Origin of the sequence: Chryseosolibacter indicum, assembly GCF_018598585.1 — a bacterium.
In the GTDB taxonomy this organism is placed as follows: Bacteria; Bacteroidota; Bacteroidia; order Cytophagales; family Cyclobacteriaceae; genus Chryseosolibacter; species Chryseosolibacter indicus.
The window spans coordinates 153,095-173,473 of record NZ_JAHESD010000004.1; the positions used below are offsets into that span (position 1 = coordinate 153,095).

Sequence of the window (20,379 nt, forward strand, 5' to 3'; positions counted from 1 at the left end):
CTTAAGACTAAAGCCTTAAAGTCAGTTAGGTTTTAAGGCTTTAATTTTGCTTCGTACTTAGCGATAAGTAAAGATCCTAGTAAATAATAACCTTCCTCGTCTCTTTTAGATTTTCGGAGAACACGCTAATAATGTAGGTGCCGCTGGATAGGCCATAATTTAACTTTAAATCTTTCAGCTGTATTTCAGTACTAAAATCAACATAACCAGAATAATAAACCTTACCAGTGGTACTTGTAATAACGAGTTTAGTATAATTCGTTTTCTTATCCGAAGCCTTAATGCGAATATCAGTTACATTATAAGAAGGGTTAGGATATACTGTTAATAAAGAACCATCTCCTTCATAGAATACCTTTACAACTTTAGAATACGTATAGTTACCATCAAAATCGGTTTGTTTAAGTCTATAGTACGATATGCCTAATAAAGGATTCGTGTCAGTATGATTGTAATGCCTTAGCTCTTTACTATTTCCAGCTCCGTCAACAGTACCAATGGGTTCAAACGTTTTACCATTTTCACTACGTTCAATAAAAAAGGTAGCATTGTTAATTTCTTGTAAGGTAATCCAGTGTAAGGCTACGAAGCTGTTTTTAAGAATAGCTTCAAAAGAATAGAGTGTAATAGGTAACGCAGCATTTTGATAACCCAATGTAAAGTATGTTGGATTAGCTAAAGATGTTATATCTGATGTTGCGTATCCAGAAGGTGCAGAAGGGGAAAAAACCCCTGATCCCCCTGCATCAACCCATGGACCTCCAGGAGAAACTGATCTTAAAATGTGAACATTACCAGGAACAGTAATATTCTCATCAGTAGGTGGGTTAGTGTTGAAGCTTATTTCAAGTGTTGGAGAATTAAGAATTCCGGAAATTAGATCGACAGCATAATATCTTGCCTCCGACAAACGCTCAATAGTAGCGGGGAAACTTCCGGTAGGAGCACTGTTAATCGTTTCAGCACGCACAACTGGTGAAGTAGATGAACTTCCCTGGAAAATCGTTATCGGTCTATAGGATGTCCCTTTTCCTAATGGAAATGTGCGACTTGATAAAGCTGTGTTTGGGAAACTAATAGATAACTTCCCATCAATAAAACTTGAACTGTTTCCGGTAACAGGTTGTATGCTTGTATTGGTGAGTGAGATCGTATTGTTTGCGGTAATAATATTGCCACTTGTCAATGTCAAAGTTCCATTTGCATTAATTGAATTATTAAGGGTAAGCGGTCCTCCATTTGTTTTTGCGATATTAAAAAATGTAGTAGAACCGGAAATGGTTTGAGGAAGAGAATTTATAAAAGCTACTGTTCCACTGCCCGCGTTAAATGTACTCGAGTTATTCCAGCTTCCTGAAAGTAGTATTGAACTGCTATTGGCATTAAATACAGCCCCTGAGTTGTTGGTAAAATTTCCAAAGATGTTCATGGTGTTTCCATTAGCCTGGTATAATGCGGAGCTACCGCTATTAATAAAGGAACCCTTTATTGTAGTAGCACCGCTTCCTGCATTGTAATTCGCATTGTTTGTTAAAGATCCGGAGATATTTAATTTGCCAGTACTTCCCGTATAAGTTCCTGCTGTATTGTTGAAATTCCCATTGACTCTTATGGCTCCAATTCCCCCCGAGAATGTTGCACTGTTATTGAAGTTGCCCCTTATACCTATACTATCTGCGCCGGCAATAAAAGTTCCGTTAGAATTGTTAATAAGACTTCCGTTTATAAGAAGACCAAAATCACCATTTCCTGCAGTAAAACTTGCGCCTGATCCACTATTGATCAGGTTTCTTCCGATAATGATGGCTCCGCTTCCGGATGTAAAGATACTTTGGTTCGTAAAGTCACCATTTGGATTTATCATTACGATACTCCTGTTATTTACAGTACTGGAAACAGTGCCAGCAGATATGGTAATATTTCCATTTATTGTGAGGTCTGCGTTCGGAAGTGTTTTTGCTCCTGAACCTGAAAACGAAAGATTATTATAGATGTTCTGGGTGGGGAGAATAACTGTACCGTTGTATTCAATAGTCCCTCCATTTTGGGCAGTAAAAGAAGAGAAATCACCTGAAGGGAAAGTAGAGGATTGAATTTGAATTGTGCGCTCGCCGGTACCACTTGTGGTTATTATTCCAAAATCATGTCCCGTAGTATTTCCTAAATGTAGCCTTCCTCGTACTTCTAATGTTGCCATTCGTTTGGCATTGTTTGTCATGGTAACAGTATGGGTTTGACTAATAACCACAAACGAACCTTGTGGTGGGCCAAGATTTGTTCCGGGAGGATCAATATCCCAAGTGGCATCGGACTCCCAGTTGCCGGAAACTATGCTGGTGTAAGTAGTAGGATTAACAAATGCTGTTGCTTCTCCTGCAGTATAATCACCTGCTAGATCGGTATTAGTAAAAGTAATAACCCGAGTAGTAGTATTAGGATTTCCGGAAGTAACACCAATAGTCCATGCACCTCCTTTAAATCTGGCGTCTCTGTAATCGGTAACTGTACCTTGTTCATCGGCCGCAACATATGTATACCTATGAACCAGGCTATTTAAAACTATGACACTATGTGTAACGTGCCAATAGTAATTAATATAAGCGGTACCGGATCCGGTTGCACTTGGATGCTTACTGTTAACTGGTGTAACTGTGATTGTTCCTCCTACAACGCCGGTAGTTAAGGTGTAGTTTGCCGGAGTATACTTTCCGCCAACTCCTATTGGAAAAACAAAATTGCCATTTGTTACTGATGGGGCAAACGCTTTAGAAACCCCAGCATTGGACAATAAACCAGATGTAATGATATATCGGGTAGGTGAGGCGTTATTAATGGCTGTTAAACTCGTATTGGAAATATTTAATCCATATTGACCTATGAACAAAGACCCGTTTGCAAATGTGAGGATACCCGTTACTTCCTGATTAGCACCAAAGGAGGCACCAGAAGCATTATTTAATGTAAGGTTTCCAAATTTCCCATTGCCATTGCCTGTAATTAATTGATTAGCCGATCCTGCTAAAATTATACTTCCGACTCCTGTACTTGTATGCGTTGAAGAGTTGGATACCGTGCCTAAGGTAGTAATAGTATTTTCTTCCCCTGCCAATATACCGTTTGCCAATGTTAATGTTCCGCTGACCCTAAGATTAGTGCTGTTAAGTAATGATACAATTCCACCGGAAAAAGTATTGCTGATAATAAGATTTGAGAAATTAGTAAGATTACCTGATACTCCGCTTATTGTTTGATGAGAAGTACTTCCGTTAAATGTTGTTGTTTGTGTTCCTGCCCCTGCCCGGAAGCCCCCTGCTGAAACACCTGCTAAATTATCTGTGTTGGAGTTTATGAAATTACCGGAAATGTTTACGTTCAGTGTGTTCGCATTGAATACATTAGTAGCGCTAATATTAAGAGTTCCTAAGAGAGTCAATGGATTAAATTCAAGCCTGGCTATGTTATTAGTACCATTTACAGTTAAGTTATACAGCGGAACAATAGTATTGATATCAACAGCTTGTAACGTTTCAGTAGTACCTATTTCTAAGGTGCCACCAGTGACATTGTAGGATGAAGGAAAGAGGTACAGATCAGAAATAGATGTACTTCCTGAACCACGTAAAATCCTTAATGTGCCATTAGTTAATGTAAACGAACTGCCCGGATTTAAAATTTCAAATACACCCCGTGTAGTGGAGATAGCGCTTTTATCTGCTACGGTAACAATGCCTCCTGATTGATTGTAAAGCAATCCACCTTGCGTGCTTGCTGTTGATCTCCTTATCTGTGATTTAACAGTTAATGCTCCGCCGCTGATATTTATTGTAGGACTTCCGGTAGCAGCGTATTCGATTGAGTTATCATTAGAAGTTGTCCCTACATGAATTGCGCCGTTCAGAACTTCAAGTGTGCCCGCTAATCTCATATCAATTCCATTACCCCCCGTTAATTGAAGTATGCCGCCGTTTGCCGATAACCTTGAAGTAGAGGGTATATTAAAGATACCTCCGTTAGCAATAGTTACTGTTTGATTACTTGTCAATCTGAATGTTCCACTGCTTAATATTAAAGGTAAGCCACCGCCAGAAAGAGAAAATGCCGCGGCATTTACATTAAGAATTGGAGTTTGGCTGCTACCTTTTGAAATCGTAAGAATGTTAAAGTCTGTAATGGAACCCGTCCCGGTAATAGATGTATTTGCAGTGCCTGTAAAAGTGGTGTTACAATATCGCGAGCCGGTAACCGACATGTCAAATACCCCGTTGTTAATGAGGTTTCCTTTAATGATCAGTGTGTTATTCACAGGGGTTCCCGACGGTAAAACATCAAATATTGCATTTGTATTTATAGTAACATTTCCATCTACGGAAACTGTCTGCGCTGTTTCATTTTCATATTCAAGATTGCCACTTTGAACATGTATATTTCCATTTACTGTTAAGGTGGTTTCTGCTATTGAATTTAATCTTGCAATAGCGGTAGGTGAAGTGCCTTGAATGCTTATGGTCTCGAAAATAAGCATATCTTGATTTGGCATTGTGATACTTGTACCCGAACTCGGTTTAAGAATTAAATTTCTGTAAGTGATAAGAGGTAGATTAGTGGGGGATATAGAGTTTGTAGGGATATTAAAGTTTTGCGACCCTGTAGTATAGTATTCTACTGTGCCACCAGTTTGTCTTATAAAGAGGCCGAAGTCTCCTGCAGGAAACTCTGCCAAGGGAGTTGCAGAGGATATTCTCATTAGTCCGCTACCAGAAATTTGGATGTTTTCTAATCGTCCAAAATTATGTCCTGTAGAAGTTCCGATGTCTAGTGTACTTCCAGAGTTGATTTCAAGACCCCCTGAGAGTTGATTATTGTTCGTAATTGCAATGTAGTGATTAAAAGTTGCACCATCTCCTATAATAACCTGGTCTGACGCTGATGGGTATACTGTTGCTGGCGTACCTGTATGACTTTGAGTTGACCAGGGCGTGGTTGCAGGATTAACATCATTCCAATTACCATCTCTTATACTGTAAAATATTCTAACAATATCAAATGCTGCAGGGATTCCTGCCGTGAAGTCGCCATCCAGGTAATTCACGTTTGTAAAAAGTATGAGTTTGGAAGCTTCATTTACTTTTGCCAGATCGTTGATCTCTGTCCAAGTAGTATTGTTATATCTTGCAGGTATATAATTTACGTCATCATTTCCCGGGCTCACTTTTGAAGCCTGATATTGGTATTCGTGATTTGCAGATACAAATCCAGTAAAGCCAGAACTCACTACCTTCCAGTAATAAAGAAGATTTCTTGTATTCGATGCCACTACAAAAGGGTGTCTTGAGTTAACAGGTTTGATGGCAACTGAACCATAGCCCGTGGGTACTGAAGTTAACTGTATTGTGGCTGGAGTATAATCGCTGCCCGAACCGAAGTGGTATGTAAAGGCAGAGAGATTGCCGAAAGTCTTTTTTAATCCTTTGTCTGATTGCAAGCCCAGGGTTCGAATCATTTTGGAACTGGTAAATCCCGATCCTGATGTTGTAAGCGCTGTTGCTGACGGTGATGTTAGCCATAATTGATATGATTCTATATCAAATAAACTATTACCAATGCCTGCTAGAGTCAGTGTTCCGCTTATCGCAATATCAGCTGTTAATCTTGCTCCCGGTATATTGGCATTATTAAGAACAACGTTGCCAAAAGTGCCGCTTCCATTTCCGGATATTACTTGTGTTGATGGACCATTAAGTGTAATGTTCCCCGTCCCACTGTGCACCGCTTCATTATGTATATTTCCGTTTACCTGAAGTGTTTTACCTCCGTCGTTCAAAATTCCTTGGCTAAGAGTAAGGTTTTGGCGTACCAGATAAGTCGTTGCCGATCCTCCTAACGTAAGGGTACCCGATAATTTATTTACAGAAAGGTTATTTAGACCACTTGTTATGGTTCCGCTATTACTGAAACTTTGGTCAGCAGTACCATTGAAGATTGTGGTATTTGTTCCTGGGGTATAAGTAGCTCCGGCATTTATTATGAAATTTCTTCCTATTGTTAAATTTAAATTATTGGGATTGAAAACAGGATTATTTGCGCCGTCAATGATGAAATCATTTTGGATCACCAAAGGCTGTGCTGAATTTTGTGCGCCAGATAAACTGCCAATATTGTTTATCGTTACAGTAGTAGGTGTAACACTTGCATCTCTTGTGATGCTAAAATTCCATAAAGGTGCTGTCGAAAGCATATTATAGGCAGCGGAAGTACCTGAAAGAATAACATTAATTGCTCCTCCTGTAATATTATAATTTGAGGGATTGCACCCAATGTGTAATATGCCAGTTGAATTTTGGGAGTTCTTTATGTTAATAGTTCCACCTGACATAATAAAAACCTGTTCAGGATAAGGAAGAGAGAACCTGGAATAGCTCGCGTCAGAGCCAGTGGTACCAATTGAGTTGAAAACACCTCCTGTCATAATAAAAGAACCGCGATGAGTAGTTGCAGTACTTGAAGGTCTGAATTTTTCGGTAGTGAAAGTACCGCCCTCAATCATATATTGTCCTTCCTCCCGTATTACGCTTCCCTCGCCCCCTATAGTTGTAAAGCTTCCATTGGTTATTCTAAACTTCCCGTACACAACTAACGCAGACCCGTTGGAATTAACAGTAGCACCATCAACCCAAAGCATGGGACTTAGTGTCGTAGAGCCGAGATCGTAGTTAGGACTGCCATTACCATATAACCGGGGGATATCAATGTTACTTCCTAATTTTAATGTTCCTCTTAAAATGTTAATGAGTTTATCTCTAAAGTAAAAATTAAGATTTGCCGTGTTGTTTGATGTAACGGAAAGGATGTTAGTTGAATTAAGTCCTTTATCAACAGTTAATGTATAGAGATTAGTAATTCCATTGCAAGTAAAAAAATTATCTGTTGCTCCGGTGAATGATAACGATGCAGCCCCCGTGTTGGTCGCATCTGTTGGAATGTATTGCGTGTCGTTACTTAATCTTACAGATCCATTATTAGTGAAATTGCCATAGATAGTGATCTTATGTACCGCATTAAATGATCCTACTCCCAAAGTTGTGTTTGCTCCAATGGATACATTTCCATTTACTATAGTATTGATAACATTTGTGGCCTGGGTACCTAGTTTTACAGTTAAAGTACCGGCTCCTGTTCTTCTTGTTATTAGATTTCCAAATACAGTTAAATTATATGCAGTCGCATTGGATAAATTAATAGTTTGATTTACACCAGTTGAATTTGAAAAGGTAAGATTAGGATAGTTAGTGGAAACTGGAAGTGATCCTGTAAAGTCATAAAATTCTACGGTTGCACCTGTAGCAAAATTTGATAGAAAACTGTTAGTTGTAATTGTAGGAAAGTAACCTCCTTTAATTTTTAAAGTTCCTGATCCCGAAAGGTTATTAATTGTAGGAAACGTGAAGGTTGAAAGGTCAAGAGTTCCACCATTGTTAATGTTAATTGTTAATCCTAAGGTCGTAACGTTTGAGTTTAAAGTTACTGTAAAGCCATTAAGAATAGTAACTATATCATTATTGCCAGGAATGGTGCTACCGGTAAGGGTTACGCCAGTAGGGTCCGTAGTCCAGGTATTTGCATCATTCCAAAATCCATTGGCTCCGCTACCTGTATAAGTGTAAAGTGCCAGAGCTTTTGATTGAACCGAATTCAATATAAAACACAATAGTAGGGGTATACTATATGTTAATTGTTTAAGCATTTTGTATAAAACTAGATGATAGGCTTTCTGAGCATTTTTCTAACCAGAAAATGACATTTACTTCTACACGCCTTCAACTAATTTTTACCGTGGCAAATGTGGACCTGGTCAAAGGGTAAAAATACAACTATTGCAGCAGTTTAGTCGCTAGTACCTACGGATAAATACTTAGCTATATTGTCGTAAATATTACTTTAGTAAATTAAAACCGTTATCAAATAAAACAATTAACCCTAGTTGGGAAAGCGCATCCCATTTTGATAATACTTTCTAAAATCTACGAAGAATAACCACACCTGCAACAATAAGGATAATTCCAACTAACCTCCATAGGCTAAAGCTGTGTGCTTCTGCTACAAGTATATTCGTATGATCGAGCAATACAGATATAACCATTTGTCCTGTTACAATTAACCCAAATGTTAAAGCAGGGCCGATTTTAGGAAATACAATAACTATAGCAGTAACATAGAAGGCTCCAAGAATTCCACCTAGCCAAATATGAAATGGAGCGGTTTTAATTCCGGCCCAGGTAACGTGTTGTTTTGTAACTACTACATAAAGGGCTAGTGCAATTGTGCCGATAACAAATGAAATCAAAGAAGCATATACGGGATTTTCTATTGTCTTTCCCAGTCGGGTGTTTAATCCTGCTTGTATGGGTAGGAGTGCTCCCGCCGCCAGTGCAACAATGATCCAGATATAATTATTCATGTTTCAAGAAGGAAGTGTTATGTTATAAGTTGGGGGGGTGCCTATTACTGATCATCCTTGTTGCCCGCGTTAACAATTAAATCTAAAGCTCTGCCAAGTAAATTGAAACTTGTTGGCTTAATCAAAATTTCATTGGCTCCCAAAGCAATACATTCATCCCTGTCAGCAGGACTCATAACACCTGTGTACATAATAATAGTAGCCTTGTGAATATCTTCAAGCGTTTTAATGCTCTTCAAACACTCGATACCACTTACGCCATTGATATGCATATCAATGAAAATGAATTGAGGAATAGCCTTGGTATTTGATAAAAGTGTGATTGCAGATTGGCAGGAGGACGCTGTTAAGCAATTAAAAGTAGGTGCAACAATTTGCAGTGCTTCGCAAAACAGTTCTTTATCCTCGTCATCATCATCAATAATCAGCACGTTCATAGTTCTATTTAATTATTTATAAAAATATAGATGATGTTCAATTAAAATACTATTTGTTGAATTTTACGTTTAAATATTATCCAAAATGAAAGAAAATTTTTAAATGAAAAAACAGGAAAAATCCTGGTTGCTGTTTTACGGTAATCCTGAAAGATAACAAGCAGATTATTAATATCAGCATTTCTATGCTGATTGTCCGATTAGCATTATGTATTTTAAGCGGAGAATGTTTAGTTAAACAAAAGTTGTCCTACGCGTTAATTTGCTCGCTTACTTTTTCTTTATAGATAACTGTAAGTTCGCCGTCTGCTTCTAGAATAATGGTATCTATCTCCCTTAAGTTAAGGACGCCTTTTAATCTTAAAGATTTTATAATATCCTCTTCGGACAAATCATTCTTCAGTATAGCACCTTTAAGGAACTTGCCGTTATGAAATATGAGATAGGATTTGGAGTAAACATTAGCTTTTCGATTGATGTGCATTAACATAAGATAGCAAGAGCCGATATGCATCACCACACTCAGTATAAAGAAAAAGTATCGATAAGATAGAGAAACCTCTTTGTTGTATATGACGAAAAACACGATAAACCCTAACAGAATATTAACGATGATTTCATGAGTCTGAAGCCTGTTTCTTACGTTACTTGATAAGGTGGACGAATACCATTTGATGTAGACAAATAATCCAACAACGGCGACTAACAATATGAGATTGGATACGAAGTCTAGAACTTCCATATATGCAATTTTTAATTTTGTTATTAACGAATAGTAGTAGGAAGGGGGTGGACGCCACTTTCCCGGCTATGGGATAATAAAAAAGTATACCAGAAGTAATCACTGTCAATGTCTTTCAAATAATATCTTCACAATCTGAGGCTTAATAGTTGCGACAGATTTTAACATTTGAATTATAGCCGATTTCCTATAGCTTTCCTTCCGATTACTTAAAACCAAAAACATTAATGAAAGTCCTGATTTTATTTTTTGTTCTTCTATCCTTTAGCAGCATTGCTCAAACAGAGCAGGTGCTAAAGTCTCCCGACGGTAAAATAGCAATAACTGTTAGTCTTGGAGATCAGATTTTGTATACCGTTAAACATGAGAACGATGTCATTATAGCGGCTTCACCAATTTCTATGAAGCTTTCAACAGGGGAAACTTTAGGAAGCAAGCCTAAACTTTCGGCTGCAAAGAGAAGCAAGACAGACCAGGCAATAGAAGCATCGCTTTACAAGCGAAAAAAGATTCAGGACTCCTACAATGAATTGAAATTGACCTTCAAAGGCGATTACGGTATTATTTTCCGGGCTTATAACGATGGTGCGGCATATCGGTTTACCACCTCCAAAAAGAAAGACTTTAATGTTGTTGAGGAGCAGGCGGCCTTTTCCTTTTCATCAGACTATACTGCGCTAGTACCTTATGTAAAAGATTCAAAGCCTACATACGAAGAGCAGTTCTGGAATTCATTTGAGAACACATATACATCAACAAAACTCTCCGCTATTGATTCAAAGAGGTTAATATTCCTACCCTTACTGGTAGATGTGGCTGGAAAAAAAGTATGTATTACAGAAGCAGACCTTGAAGAATATCCAGGGATGTACCTGGTTAATAAAGATGGATCTCAAAAGTTAACCGGTGTCTTTGCTCCTTATCCTAAAACTGTAGAGCAGGGCGGACATAATAAACTTCAATTATTGGTTAAAGAACGTGAGAATTTTATTGCAAAGGTTAAAGGGACACGGGCTTTCCCCTGGAGAGTAATGGTGATAGCGGCTGAAGATAGGAATTTAGCAGATAGCGATATAATTTACAAACTTGCCGCTCCTTCGCGTGTTGCGGATGCAGGTTGGATAAAGCCCGGGAAGGTTGCATGGGATTGGTGGAATGATTGGAATATATACGGTGTCGATTTTAAAGCCGGCATTAACAACGATACTTATAAATACTATATAGATTTTGCTTCTGCGAACAACATCGAATATGTTATTCTTGATGAAGGGTGGGCCGTAAATCTTCAGGCCGATCTCATGCAGGTCGTCCCCGAAATTAATGTAAAGGAGTTGGTAGATTATGGTAAGCAAAAAAATGTCGGAATTATTCTTTGGGCTGGATATTATGCCTTTGATAGAGATATGGAAAAGGTTTGTAAACACTACAGCGAGATGGGGGTAAAAGGCTTCAAGGTAGATTTTATGGATCGAGACGATCAGGAGGTTGTTAATTTCTATTATCGTGCTGCGGAGATGGGAGCTAAATATAAAATGCTTATTGACTTCCATGGTGCATTTAAACCAACAGGCTTGCAACGAACTTATCCTAACGTAATTAATTTTGAAGGAGTACATGGTCTTGAACAATTGAAGTGGGGCGCTCCATCTATTGACATGGTAGAATATGACGTAACGATTCCCTTTATAAGGATGGTAGCAGGACCGATGGACTACACACAAGGTGCGATGCGCAATGCGACAAAACATAGCTATAGACCCGTGAACTCAGATCCAATGAGTCAGGGAACCCGTTGCCACCAGCTAGCTGAATATGTGATTTTCGAATCGCCGCTTAATATGCTTTGTGATAACCCTTCCAATTACATGCGTGAACCGGAATGTACGAAGTTTATAGCAAGCGTGCCTACGACCTGGGATGATACCCGGGCACTGGATGGAAGAGTAGGAGAGTTTGTGGCAATCGCCAGGCAAAAAGGTAATGATTGGTATGTCGGAGCAATAACAGATTGGAACGCGCGTGAGTTAACCCTTGATCTCTCGTTCTTGCCCAATGGTAATTATAACGTAGAGCTTTTCAAAGATGGTGTAAATGCTCATCGTGCAGCAAGAGACTTTAAGCAGGAAACAATTACGCTTGATCAAAGCAAGAAGATAAAAGTGTCGTTAGCGCCAGGTGGTGGTTTTGTTGCCAAGATTTCGGTGAAATAGAAATATGGTTTCATCTATGGAAATAATAGATCCCGGTCTGACTAGTCCGGGATCTTTTCTTTTTCAGGAGCCGTAGAGTATGTTTCCTCTTGAATTATCTTCTGGTATAGCCTGTTAAGTCACATGATGTATAACATAAAGAAGCCCTGCCTTATCAAAATAAAGCAGGGCTTCTTTTATCGTTCATCTCCTGAACAATTTTATTCTACCAATGTGGTCGTATACCAGGAGCAAAAGGAAACTCAAGGGATTCGTAATAGTGGAGTGGCTTTTCGGGTTTTGCCAGTCCTTTCGGTATTTCTTTTTTAGAGAATGATTGAAAGTATAAAACACATGAATTTCGCCACCACTCGGCTTCTTTATGTTGAATACCCAGGAATGTCTTTACATGGCTGAAACGTTCTTCATCGATGTTAGGCCGTACAGTCTCCCATACATTTTGCATCCATTTAACAGAATCTGCTCCCTTATAATATGTATGGCATAATTCGTCCCAAAGTGACCTGCCTGATTTCATTTTATGATCCCACGATACATGATGAAACCATAATAGAAAGTTTTCAGGGCACTGCTCCAATGTCTCGAACCGATTGCGTACTGGTTGCGCATATTGCTCCAGCGCATTGCTGCCAGTAGTGGTACGGTTAAATCCGATGCCATTGGCCTCTGCCTGATGATAGTAAACCGATGTCCAATCGGCACGAGGTTTGTCTTTTATCCATGGGCCAGGGCCATAATGGTGGCTCCATCCCATAATGTGATGCAATCCGAGAGGTGTCATATATTGCACTACAATCTCCCTCGATGCAATCATCATTTGCGTAAGCTTCTTTACGGATTGATCATCATTAGTTAATGTCATACGAATCCATTCATCTGCAATTGCTTCGCTGGTAAGGTTGTGGTCCCAGGCAAGTCTTCCGAAGGCGTACCAGTTTGCCTGTCCGAATATATGGCCAGTCCAATTTCGATCATTACCAATGTTAGCAACGCCTGCGATACCTGTTAATGAATGATTTTCTAATGAACCATCAATTACTTTCGCAACGGTAGATCCCTGACCTTTTGTATAGGTATCACTATCAAGACACTCCTTAAATAGCGGAGCTAAATATACAAGGTGTGTTGCAAACCCGAGATATTCCTGCGTAATCTGGAATTCCATCATAATAGGAGTTTTAGGCAGCGCGCCAAACAACGGATGAAAAGGCTCACGAGGTTGAAAGTCGAGCGGTCCGTTTTTTACTTGTACGAGTACGTTACTTTTGAAACCACCATCCAGGGGCTTGAACTCATTATAAGCTTGCTTTACCCGGTCTTCTGGCACTTCGTTGTCATAAACAAAAGCTCGCCACATTACTATGCCTTTGTGAGCTTCCAGTGCTTCAGCAAGCATGTTAGCGCCATCAGCATGATTTCGCTTGTAGTTTTGTGGTCCGGGCTGACCCTCTGAATTTGCTTTTACAACAAATCCACCAAAGTCGGGCACGTACTTGTAAATCTCATCAATCTTGTTTTTCCACCAGGTGCGTACTTGTGGATCAAGTGGGTCTGCTGTTTTAAGATTGCCAATCTCTACCGGTGCACTAAAGCGTGCTGTTAAATAAACTTTTATCCCGTACGGTCTAAACATATCGGCAAGCGCTGCTACCTTTCTTAAATACGCTTCTGTTAATATCTGCGCATTGGCGTTAACATTGGTGAGTACTGTACCATTGATACCAATGGATGCATTTGCTCTGGCATAATCATGATATCTCGGATCGATATAATCAGGAAGCTTGTGCCAATCCCAAATAGAAAATCCCGCGTAACCTCTTTCGACGGTTCTGTCGAGATTATCCCAATGATTTAATAGTCTATGTTTGATCTTCGGCGACGTTGCGATATCAATGTTGTTAAGATCATGAAAGGATTGAATTAATCTGAGAAAATGAAATGAACCATAGAGTAATCCAACATCAGTATGAGCAGCGATTACAATTACATTTTTCTTATTCAATAGTGCTGTAGTAATAACATAACCTTCCTCCGAAATGGCTTTGGTATCCGTTTTCAGGTTTATATCTTTTAAAAGGGGAGAAGGGAATCTGGCAATAATAACGCTGGCATCCCGAACGGATTTTACCAAGGGTACTCTTGAACCAAGTAATCCGGTTAGTCCATTGTCAAGCTCTTTAGAAGCAATGGCAAGGGTCGAAGAATTACCATCAATAATAAAACCTGTTACTGTTTTTTTATAAGCATTCAGTTTTGCCTGATCTTTAATCAGATCATAACGGAGCCATAGCCTATAACCGTCCTCTGCGTAAGAAGAAATAAAAGATAGAAAAAGGATAACAATGATATTTACTCTGTTTAGCATAAGGTAAAATAGATGTTGTGTAAAAAGCTATTTACTTCTTCTTTAATGAAGATTCTCGTACAATTAATTCATGACGAAGTACAATTGTATTTAGACTTGTACCTTCTAACTTATCCAGTCGTCTGATAAGTATAGAGGCTGCAGCTTCGCCCATTTCCTGACCTGGATAGTTCACCGTTGTTAGGTTTGGTTCAATCACTTTAGATAGCGGATCATTATTAAATCCAGCTACAGCGATATCATCAGGAACTTTAATCCCTGCCATTTTTAGTTCGCGGATACAGCTTACCGCGCAAGCATCATTTGCAGTAAATATGGCGTCAGGAAGCGGCTTCATTTGTAGGATTTCCTTTGATACTTTAATGCCTGCATGGTCACTCAGGTTATTGATGAACACAAGTTTTTCATCAAAAGGAATTTGGTGGTCGCTCAAAGCCTGCTTATAACCTTTCATCCTGTCAGCATAAACGTTCCTCTTCATGTTAGCTGTTATATGAGCAATGCGTTTGCAGCCTTGGTCAATCAGGTGACTGGTAACGTCATAGCCTGCTTTAAAGTTGTCGATAATAATGTTGGTGCACTGCGGATGGTGGAAGATCCTGTCAAAGAAAATAACCGGGATGTTTTTGTCGAGGAACATTTCCATGTGAGAGATGTCATCCGTATCGTAGGCCAGAGAAACTAATAGCCCGTCAACGCGACTGTTGTAAAGGGTACGTACATTAATTTCTTCTTTCTTTACAGATTCCAGCGATTGGCTTATGATTAGATTATATCCTGCCTGGTTTGCTACTTTTTCAATACCCGCAATTACAGTTGACATAAAGTAGCTATTAAGCCTGGGCACGATAAGACCAATTGTATTCGTCTTATTTCGTCGAAGATTGCTGGCGAACAGGTTATGCTGATAACCCATTTCTTTGGCCTTTTCCAAAATTCTTTTCTTGGTGTCTTTTTTTATTGCAGGATGATCTTTCAAACCACGACTTACTGTAGCCGGAGATAGATCAAGCGCTTCTGCAATGTCGTAAATGGTAATTTCTTTAGAGCCATTCATTGTGATTGAACATTCGATGTGTTAAGTATCATTAGTGCCAACTATTACTTACACCTTTAAAATTTAATAACTTCCCAATATGCTTTCTTCGGTTCGAGTTGCTGATTGAATAACAACGGATAGTTTTTTCTTCCCGCTACCGGAAAAGAATCCAGCCAGCTATGTTTATCTGATACATTCCAGAAAGTTACTCCGGTTAGTTGCTTTTTATGTTCTCTGAATACTTCGAAAAACATCTTGTATCGCTCAGCCTGTTTCTGTTCAATTTCAGGTGTGTACGTATCGATATCATCGGGTCTGCGTTCGCGTCTGCTATGTTCAAGTTTATATACGGATACGTCAAGTTCTGTTATTTGAACATCAAGGCCCAGGGCCGAGAATTTGGAAATCGATTCGCGAATAGCATCAGCATCGGGTTCATAAATAGACCAATGCGCCTGCAGGCCTACACCATGAATGGGTACATTGGCTTCAACTAAGCTTTTTACAAGCTTATAGATCCGCTCCCTTTTGCCAGGCTCTTCCGTAGCGTAATCATTGTAGTAGAGTTTAGCTTTCGGATCTGCAGCATGTGCATATTCAAAGGCTTTTGCAATATACTCTTCGCCGCAGATTTTATACCAGGCAGACTCTCTAAGGTACTTGCTATCATTATCGTCGATCGCTTCATTTACTACGTCCCACGCATAGATAGTTCCCTTATAGCGCGAAACTACGGTTGTTATGTGATCTTTAAGACGTTTTAAGAGCACCTCTTTGGTTACGGTATCACCTTTCGTATCGGTAAACATCCAGTTTGGTGTTTGATTATGCCAGCATAAGGTATGCCCGCGAAGTTTCATCTTGTTAACTTTCGCAAACTGGGCTATCTCATCGGCAGGAGCCCAGTTGTATTTATTTTCTTCAGGATGGATAGGCCCCATCTTCATAGCATTTTCAGGCGTAAGGCTATTAAAATGTTTTTTAATAAGCGCTGCTTCTGGTCCTTTTAATACCTGAGGAGAGACAGCTACTCCTATAGGAAAATAATCCTTATAGTAATTTTTAAGGCCAGGTTCCCCGGTTTGTGCCTGTAATTGGGTTGTACTATTTATAAGCAAAAGAATAGAGAAGGATAAAGTAATGAGGAGGAATTGTTTTTTTTGAAGCTTGTAAAGAGCGTGTTTCATAAGTTGCATTAATAAGCCTGGTAAATAAAGAATCCAAGTGCTACGATTTATAAAAGAGATAGCTACGGCTTTTCTTATATTTAAATCGGTTGCATGCTAAATTGGTTAAAAAAAGAATTAAAAAGGTTATTTTAAAGAAATATTTTGCAATCGGTTGCATTTCCTCTTGCAATCTTCCATATTGCTTATATAATTAAGCGGGATCGAATCCGGGAAGCCTAATGGCGATTTAAGATGATGCATTAAATTTTAACAAGACAACGCATTACTACTGATGGATTAATTACGCTACGTGTACCTGTAAGGGGCATTTAGCCATTACTACGTCTGCTTATAGTACTACTAAGAATTTGGGTCGTACGGTAAGGATTTGCCCTGTTTATCAGACCGATTTATTTGTTATTAAATGATCAGGTTATAAGCAGGCAAGTCTTTTTATGCCGATTAACCTATTTGAAAATAATCGTTGTAGTATATTGTTGCACCTAGTTTGATTAGTTAAATCTTAAAATTGTAAAGTATTGAATATGTTAATGGAACAAACAATGCGTTGGTACGGACCCAACGACGCCGTTAGTTTACAAGATATCCGTCAGGCGGGATGTACAGGTGTTGTTACAGCACTTCACCAGATTCCAGTAGGTGACGTATGGACAGTTGAAGAAATAAATAAAAGAAAAGCACTTATCGAAAATGCAGGCATGACCTGGACTGTGATTGAAAGTCTGCCTGTACATGAGGATATTAAGAAGCGTTCCGGAAACTATAAGCAATACATTGACAACTATAAGCAAAGCCTGCGCAACGTAGCGAAGTGTGGGCTGCGCGTTGTTACGTATAACTTCATGCCTATTCTCGACTGGCTAAGAACCGATATTGAATATACCTTGTCGACAGGTAGTAAAGCCCTTCGATTTGAACGGGCCGCATTTGTTGCCTTCGATTTATTTATGCTGAAGAGACCAGGGGCTGAAAAAGATTATCCGAAGGAGGAAATTGAAAAAGCAGAAAAGTGGTATCAGTCCAGGAGCAAGGAAGCCATAGACAAGGTATACAGGAGCGCGTTGTTGGGGCTGCCGGGCAGTGACGATAGCTTTACTGCTGAGCAGGTGCTTGCAGCGTTAAAAACCTATGAAGGTATTGATGCGGCTAAACTAAAACAGAACCTGTTTCATTTCCTTGAGCAGATAATTCCTGTAGCTGAAGAGGTAGGGGTAGCGATGGCCATACACCCTGATGATCCTCCATATTCTGTGTTGGGCTTACCACGAATAGTGAGTACTGCAAAAGATGCTGAAGAATTGTTGAATGCAGTTCCGTCATCTTCCAACGGACTTTGTTTTTGCACGGGCTCTTATGGCGCAAGACCAGACAACAACCTTGTTGAGATGATACGCAAGTTTGGTGATAATATTCATTTTCTTCATTTGCGCAATACCAAACGTGATGATGGTGAAGGAAACTTCTTCGAGGCTGACCACCTTGGCGGCGATGCAGATATGTATGAGGTTGTAAAAGAGATTGTACTGCTTATGCGAAGAAGAGGCGAATCGATACCAATGCGCCCCGACCACGGACACCAGATGCTGGACGACCTCAACAAGAAAACATATCCTGGTTACTCTGCTATAGGCCGACTTAAAGGCCTCGCGGAATTACGAGGGCTGGAATTTGGTATTTCACGTTCTATATGAGTAAAGGATTAACAGTATCAATAGTACTGATCTACCTGTTTCATTAGTTCAATAGGTATAATTTAACAGGCTTAAAAAAATAGATCAAGGGAATACTATTTCCCGAGTAATAGGTAGTTCGCGCGCTTCAAACTAACTTCACTTAAGTTCCCCTTTTCAATCAGGGAACAATGTGTTGAATATTTTCAGTTGGTTTTAATTCCATCAAATGATTGCGGGAGATAGAAAAAAAATCCCCTGCTTCTTTAAAAGATAGCAGGGGATTTTTAGAAAATTGACTGAGATTGTTCTTAATTATTATACCCAGGGTTTTGGTAAGCCGCCTTCTCTGCAGCGCTCATGTTCAACGCATCGAGCTGGCGTTGCGGGATAGGGCGGAGGTAGTGATGCGGTTTAATACTGCGCGTTACCGTTGCAGGCGTATGAGCTCCCTTAGCCGTTCCACCGATTTCATAAGTAGAAGCCAGCTCTTCCCACTTTTGCGTACGGATCAGATCGTACCAGCGATAACCTTCTCCAAAATATTCACGAGAACGCTCTGCAAGAATATAGTCGACGTCTAACACTGCAGGTGTAGCATTTACAAGATCGGCGCTATGGTCAGCTATCTTCGTTGTATTTCCGTTATTATCCCAACGCCATTTACCAGCACGGGCACGGATAACATTGATCAGCTCTCTGGCACTTTTTCCTGCTTGTGTTACAGCTCCCTTAACAGCAGCTTCAGCAGCTATAAAGTATAACTCAGAGAATTTCGCAATATTGAAAGGACGGGTACTTGCAGCATTTGGTTGTCCTAATCCGCTACCATTGTCGGTACGGTAAGGGCCAAGCTTCCAAAGTCCAGGATAGGTTAATCTGCTTATACCACGAGGTGATATTACATAATCCGCTCTTCCTGGTAGTGTACCGGCCCCAATATTACTACTACCTCCGTTATTTGGATATGTAATCGGGGTACCTGGCTCCTCATTCAGGAAAGTAAGTATCGGATCACCAGGGTTAACCGGTAAGTTGTTGGCATTGTATAACACAGCATTCTTAACACCACCTTTAGGCCAGTTACCACGAAAAACGGTAACAAAAGTACCATCGTATCGTGAGTCTTGAGTCTTGTCAGCAAAAGTATTCTCAATGGCACCGATTGTAGGGCTCATCCGTGTCCACGGACGACCTAGTGCCTGGGCAGCTTCACGTTGTACTGAACTTACAGGTTCTGTTCCATCTGCTTTGGAAGCACTTCTAATTTCGGTATAGTTCCATGTCATCATCCAGCCTGCAAAGTTTTCCGGTGCCTCGCCGTTGCTGTAGGTAAGGCTGGAACCATTATAAAACTGGCTTGATTCCGTATGATCAGCATACAACAAAATTTCAGCGTTACGGTCGTTTGTTCCCACGTTAACATCATAGTAGGTATCCATTAAACGGAAAGGACCAGGATTGTCAATGCCTGCTGCAGCTACATCATATGCCTGCTGGAAATACCATTGCGCATTATGTCCGTCAGGATCTGTTCGCGGAGTTTCGGGATATGTAGGAATGCCCTTTGGATTTTCAAGCCACCACGCATACGTCAGATAAGCTTTTGCCAGGTAAAGTCGCGCAACTGTCTTTGTTACACCACCAGTAACACGACCGTTAACGGGTAGATCATTAATTGCTGCTAAAAGATCAGGAAAAATGGCCTTTGTATAAACTTCAGGTACTGTATTACGAACAGAAGTTCTCACGATGTTTGTATTAAACTTCAATTCACCTGCACCTAAATCCAAAGGTACCCCTCCAAATGTCTGCACGAGCATAAAATAATCAAACGCACGGAAGAACCTTGCTTCTGCTACAACGGCAGCTGGAATTGTCGCTAATACTTCAGCATTTTCTATAATACCGCTGGCTGTATTAATGTTAGAGAAGGCTGCTCCCCACAACACATCGGCACGGCTATTAGCGGGCGTAATTTCACCCTGGCCGCTTATATCCATTACTTTGAAGTTTTCATCCGCACTTTGTGCATAGGTAATTTCATCGGTACCTGTAAGACAGGTATTATAATAATAGGCCTGCCCGAAAATATAGCGCAAATGAGCATACTGTGAGTTTATTCCATTATAGATACCTCTTTCGGTTTGGAGAAAAGCAGGTTCATAAGTACTACGGGGCTGTTCTTCTAAAATGTCAGAGCAAGCCAGCAGGAACATCGTCATCAGCGCTGTTCCAATAAAAGCTTTTATACGTTTACGTTTCATTATT

10 protein-coding genes are annotated in these 20,379 nt (G+C 39.9%); 2 read left to right on the forward strand and 8 right to left on the reverse strand.

What is annotated here, in order from left to right; all coding sequences use genetic code 11:
- Positions 1-76: 76 nt before the first annotated feature.
- From KK060_RS03365 to KK060_RS03380, 4 genes are all read right to left on the reverse strand, one after another.
- Complete coding sequence (locus KK060_RS03365; RefSeq protein WP_254152138.1) at positions 77-7,741, reverse strand: T9SS type A sorting domain-containing protein; 7,665 nt, start codon at positions 7,739-7,741, stop codon at positions 77-79.
- 270 nt (positions 7,742-8,011) lie between these two features.
- On the reverse strand, positions 8,012-8,455 hold the full coding sequence (locus KK060_RS03370; protein WP_254152140.1) for a DMT family transporter: 444 nt from the start codon (positions 8,453-8,455) through the stop codon (positions 8,012-8,014).
- A 44-nt stretch (positions 8,456-8,499) separates the two neighbouring features.
- Complete coding sequence (locus tag KK060_RS03375) at positions 8,500-8,892, reverse strand: response regulator (RefSeq protein WP_254152142.1); 393 nt, start codon at positions 8,890-8,892, stop codon at positions 8,500-8,502.
- Positions 8,893-9,142: 250 nt separating this feature from the next.
- Entirely contained in the window at positions 9,143-9,634 is a 492-nt protein-coding gene (locus tag KK060_RS03380; protein WP_254152144.1) for a YetF domain-containing protein, read from the reverse strand.
- Between the two features lie 227 nt (positions 9,635-9,861).
- On the opposite strand from KK060_RS03380, the gene KK060_RS03385 reads away from it, so the two are divergent.
- Complete coding sequence (locus KK060_RS03385; RefSeq protein ID WP_254152146.1) at positions 9,862-11,844, forward strand: retaining alpha-galactosidase; 1,983 nt, start codon at positions 9,862-9,864, stop codon at positions 11,842-11,844.
- Between the two features lie 205 nt (positions 11,845-12,049).
- Here the strand turns inward: KK060_RS03385 and KK060_RS03390 are convergent, their stop codons facing one another.
- The 3 genes from KK060_RS03390 to KK060_RS03400 are packed head-to-tail and all read right to left on the reverse strand — an operon-like array spanning position 12,050 to position 16,435.
- A complete protein-coding gene (locus KK060_RS03390) occupies positions 12,050-14,209 on the reverse strand; it encodes an alpha-glucuronidase family glycosyl hydrolase (protein ID WP_254152148.1) in 2,160 nt (719 codons plus the stop codon).
- A 31-nt stretch (positions 14,210-14,240) separates the two neighbouring features.
- Positions 14,241-15,266: a LacI family DNA-binding transcriptional regulator gene (locus tag KK060_RS03395; protein WP_254152149.1), complete on the reverse strand. Its 1,026-nt coding sequence runs from the start codon at positions 15,264-15,266 to the stop codon at positions 14,241-14,243.
- A gap of 56 nt (positions 15,267-15,322) precedes the next feature.
- Positions 15,323-16,435 carry an endo-1,4-beta-xylanase gene (locus KK060_RS03400; RefSeq protein ID WP_254152151.1) on the reverse strand — a complete coding sequence of 371 codons (1,113 nt, stop codon included), beginning with the start codon at positions 16,433-16,435 and terminating at the stop codon, positions 15,323-15,325.
- Between the two features lie 533 nt (positions 16,436-16,968).
- Between KK060_RS03400 and uxuA the strand changes: the two genes are divergently transcribed.
- Positions 16,969-18,129, forward strand: coding sequence for a mannonate dehydratase (gene uxuA, locus KK060_RS03405; protein WP_367397457.1), 1,161 nt, complete (start codon positions 16,969-16,971; stop codon positions 18,127-18,129).
- 290 nt (positions 18,130-18,419) lie between these two features.
- Here the strand turns inward: uxuA and KK060_RS03410 are convergent, their stop codons facing one another.
- The gene (locus KK060_RS03410; RefSeq protein WP_254152154.1) at positions 18,420-20,375 is read right to left on the reverse strand and encodes a RagB/SusD family nutrient uptake outer membrane protein; all 1,956 of its coding nucleotides are present in this window, start codon (positions 20,373-20,375) and stop codon (positions 18,420-18,422) included.
- Positions 20,376-20,379 lie beyond the last annotated feature (4 nt).

Coding starts and splice junctions, on each gene's coding strand:
- KK060_RS03365 (WP_254152138.1), bottom strand. CDS start 7,741: ATGCTTAAACAATTAACATATAGTATACCCCTACTATTGTGTTTTATA.
- KK060_RS03370 (WP_254152140.1), bottom strand. CDS start 8,455: ATGAATAATTATATCTGGATCATTGTTGCACTGGCGGCGGGAGCACTC.
- KK060_RS03375 (WP_254152142.1), bottom strand. CDS start 8,892: ATGAACGTGCTGATTATTGATGATGATGACGAGGATAAAGAACTGTTT.
- KK060_RS03380 (WP_254152144.1), bottom strand. CDS start 9,634: ATGGAAGTTCTAGACTTCGTATCCAATCTCATATTGTTAGTCGCCGTT.
- KK060_RS03385 (WP_254152146.1), top strand. CDS start 9,862: ATGAAAGTCCTGATTTTATTTTTTGTTCTTCTATCCTTTAGCAGCATT.
- KK060_RS03390 (WP_254152148.1), bottom strand. CDS start 14,209: ATGCTAAACAGAGTAAATATCATTGTTATCCTTTTTCTATCTTTTATT.
- KK060_RS03395 (WP_254152149.1), bottom strand. CDS start 15,266: ATGAATGGCTCTAAAGAAATTACCATTTACGACATTGCAGAAGCGCTT.
- KK060_RS03400 (WP_254152151.1), bottom strand. CDS start 16,435: ATGAAACACGCTCTTTACAAGCTTCAAAAAAAACAATTCCTCCTCATT.
- uxuA (WP_367397457.1), top strand. CDS start 16,969: ATGGAACAAACAATGCGTTGGTACGGACCCAACGACGCCGTTAGTTTA.
- KK060_RS03410 (WP_254152154.1), bottom strand. CDS start 20,375: ATGAAACGTAAACGTATAAAAGCTTTTATTGGAACAGCGCTGATGACG.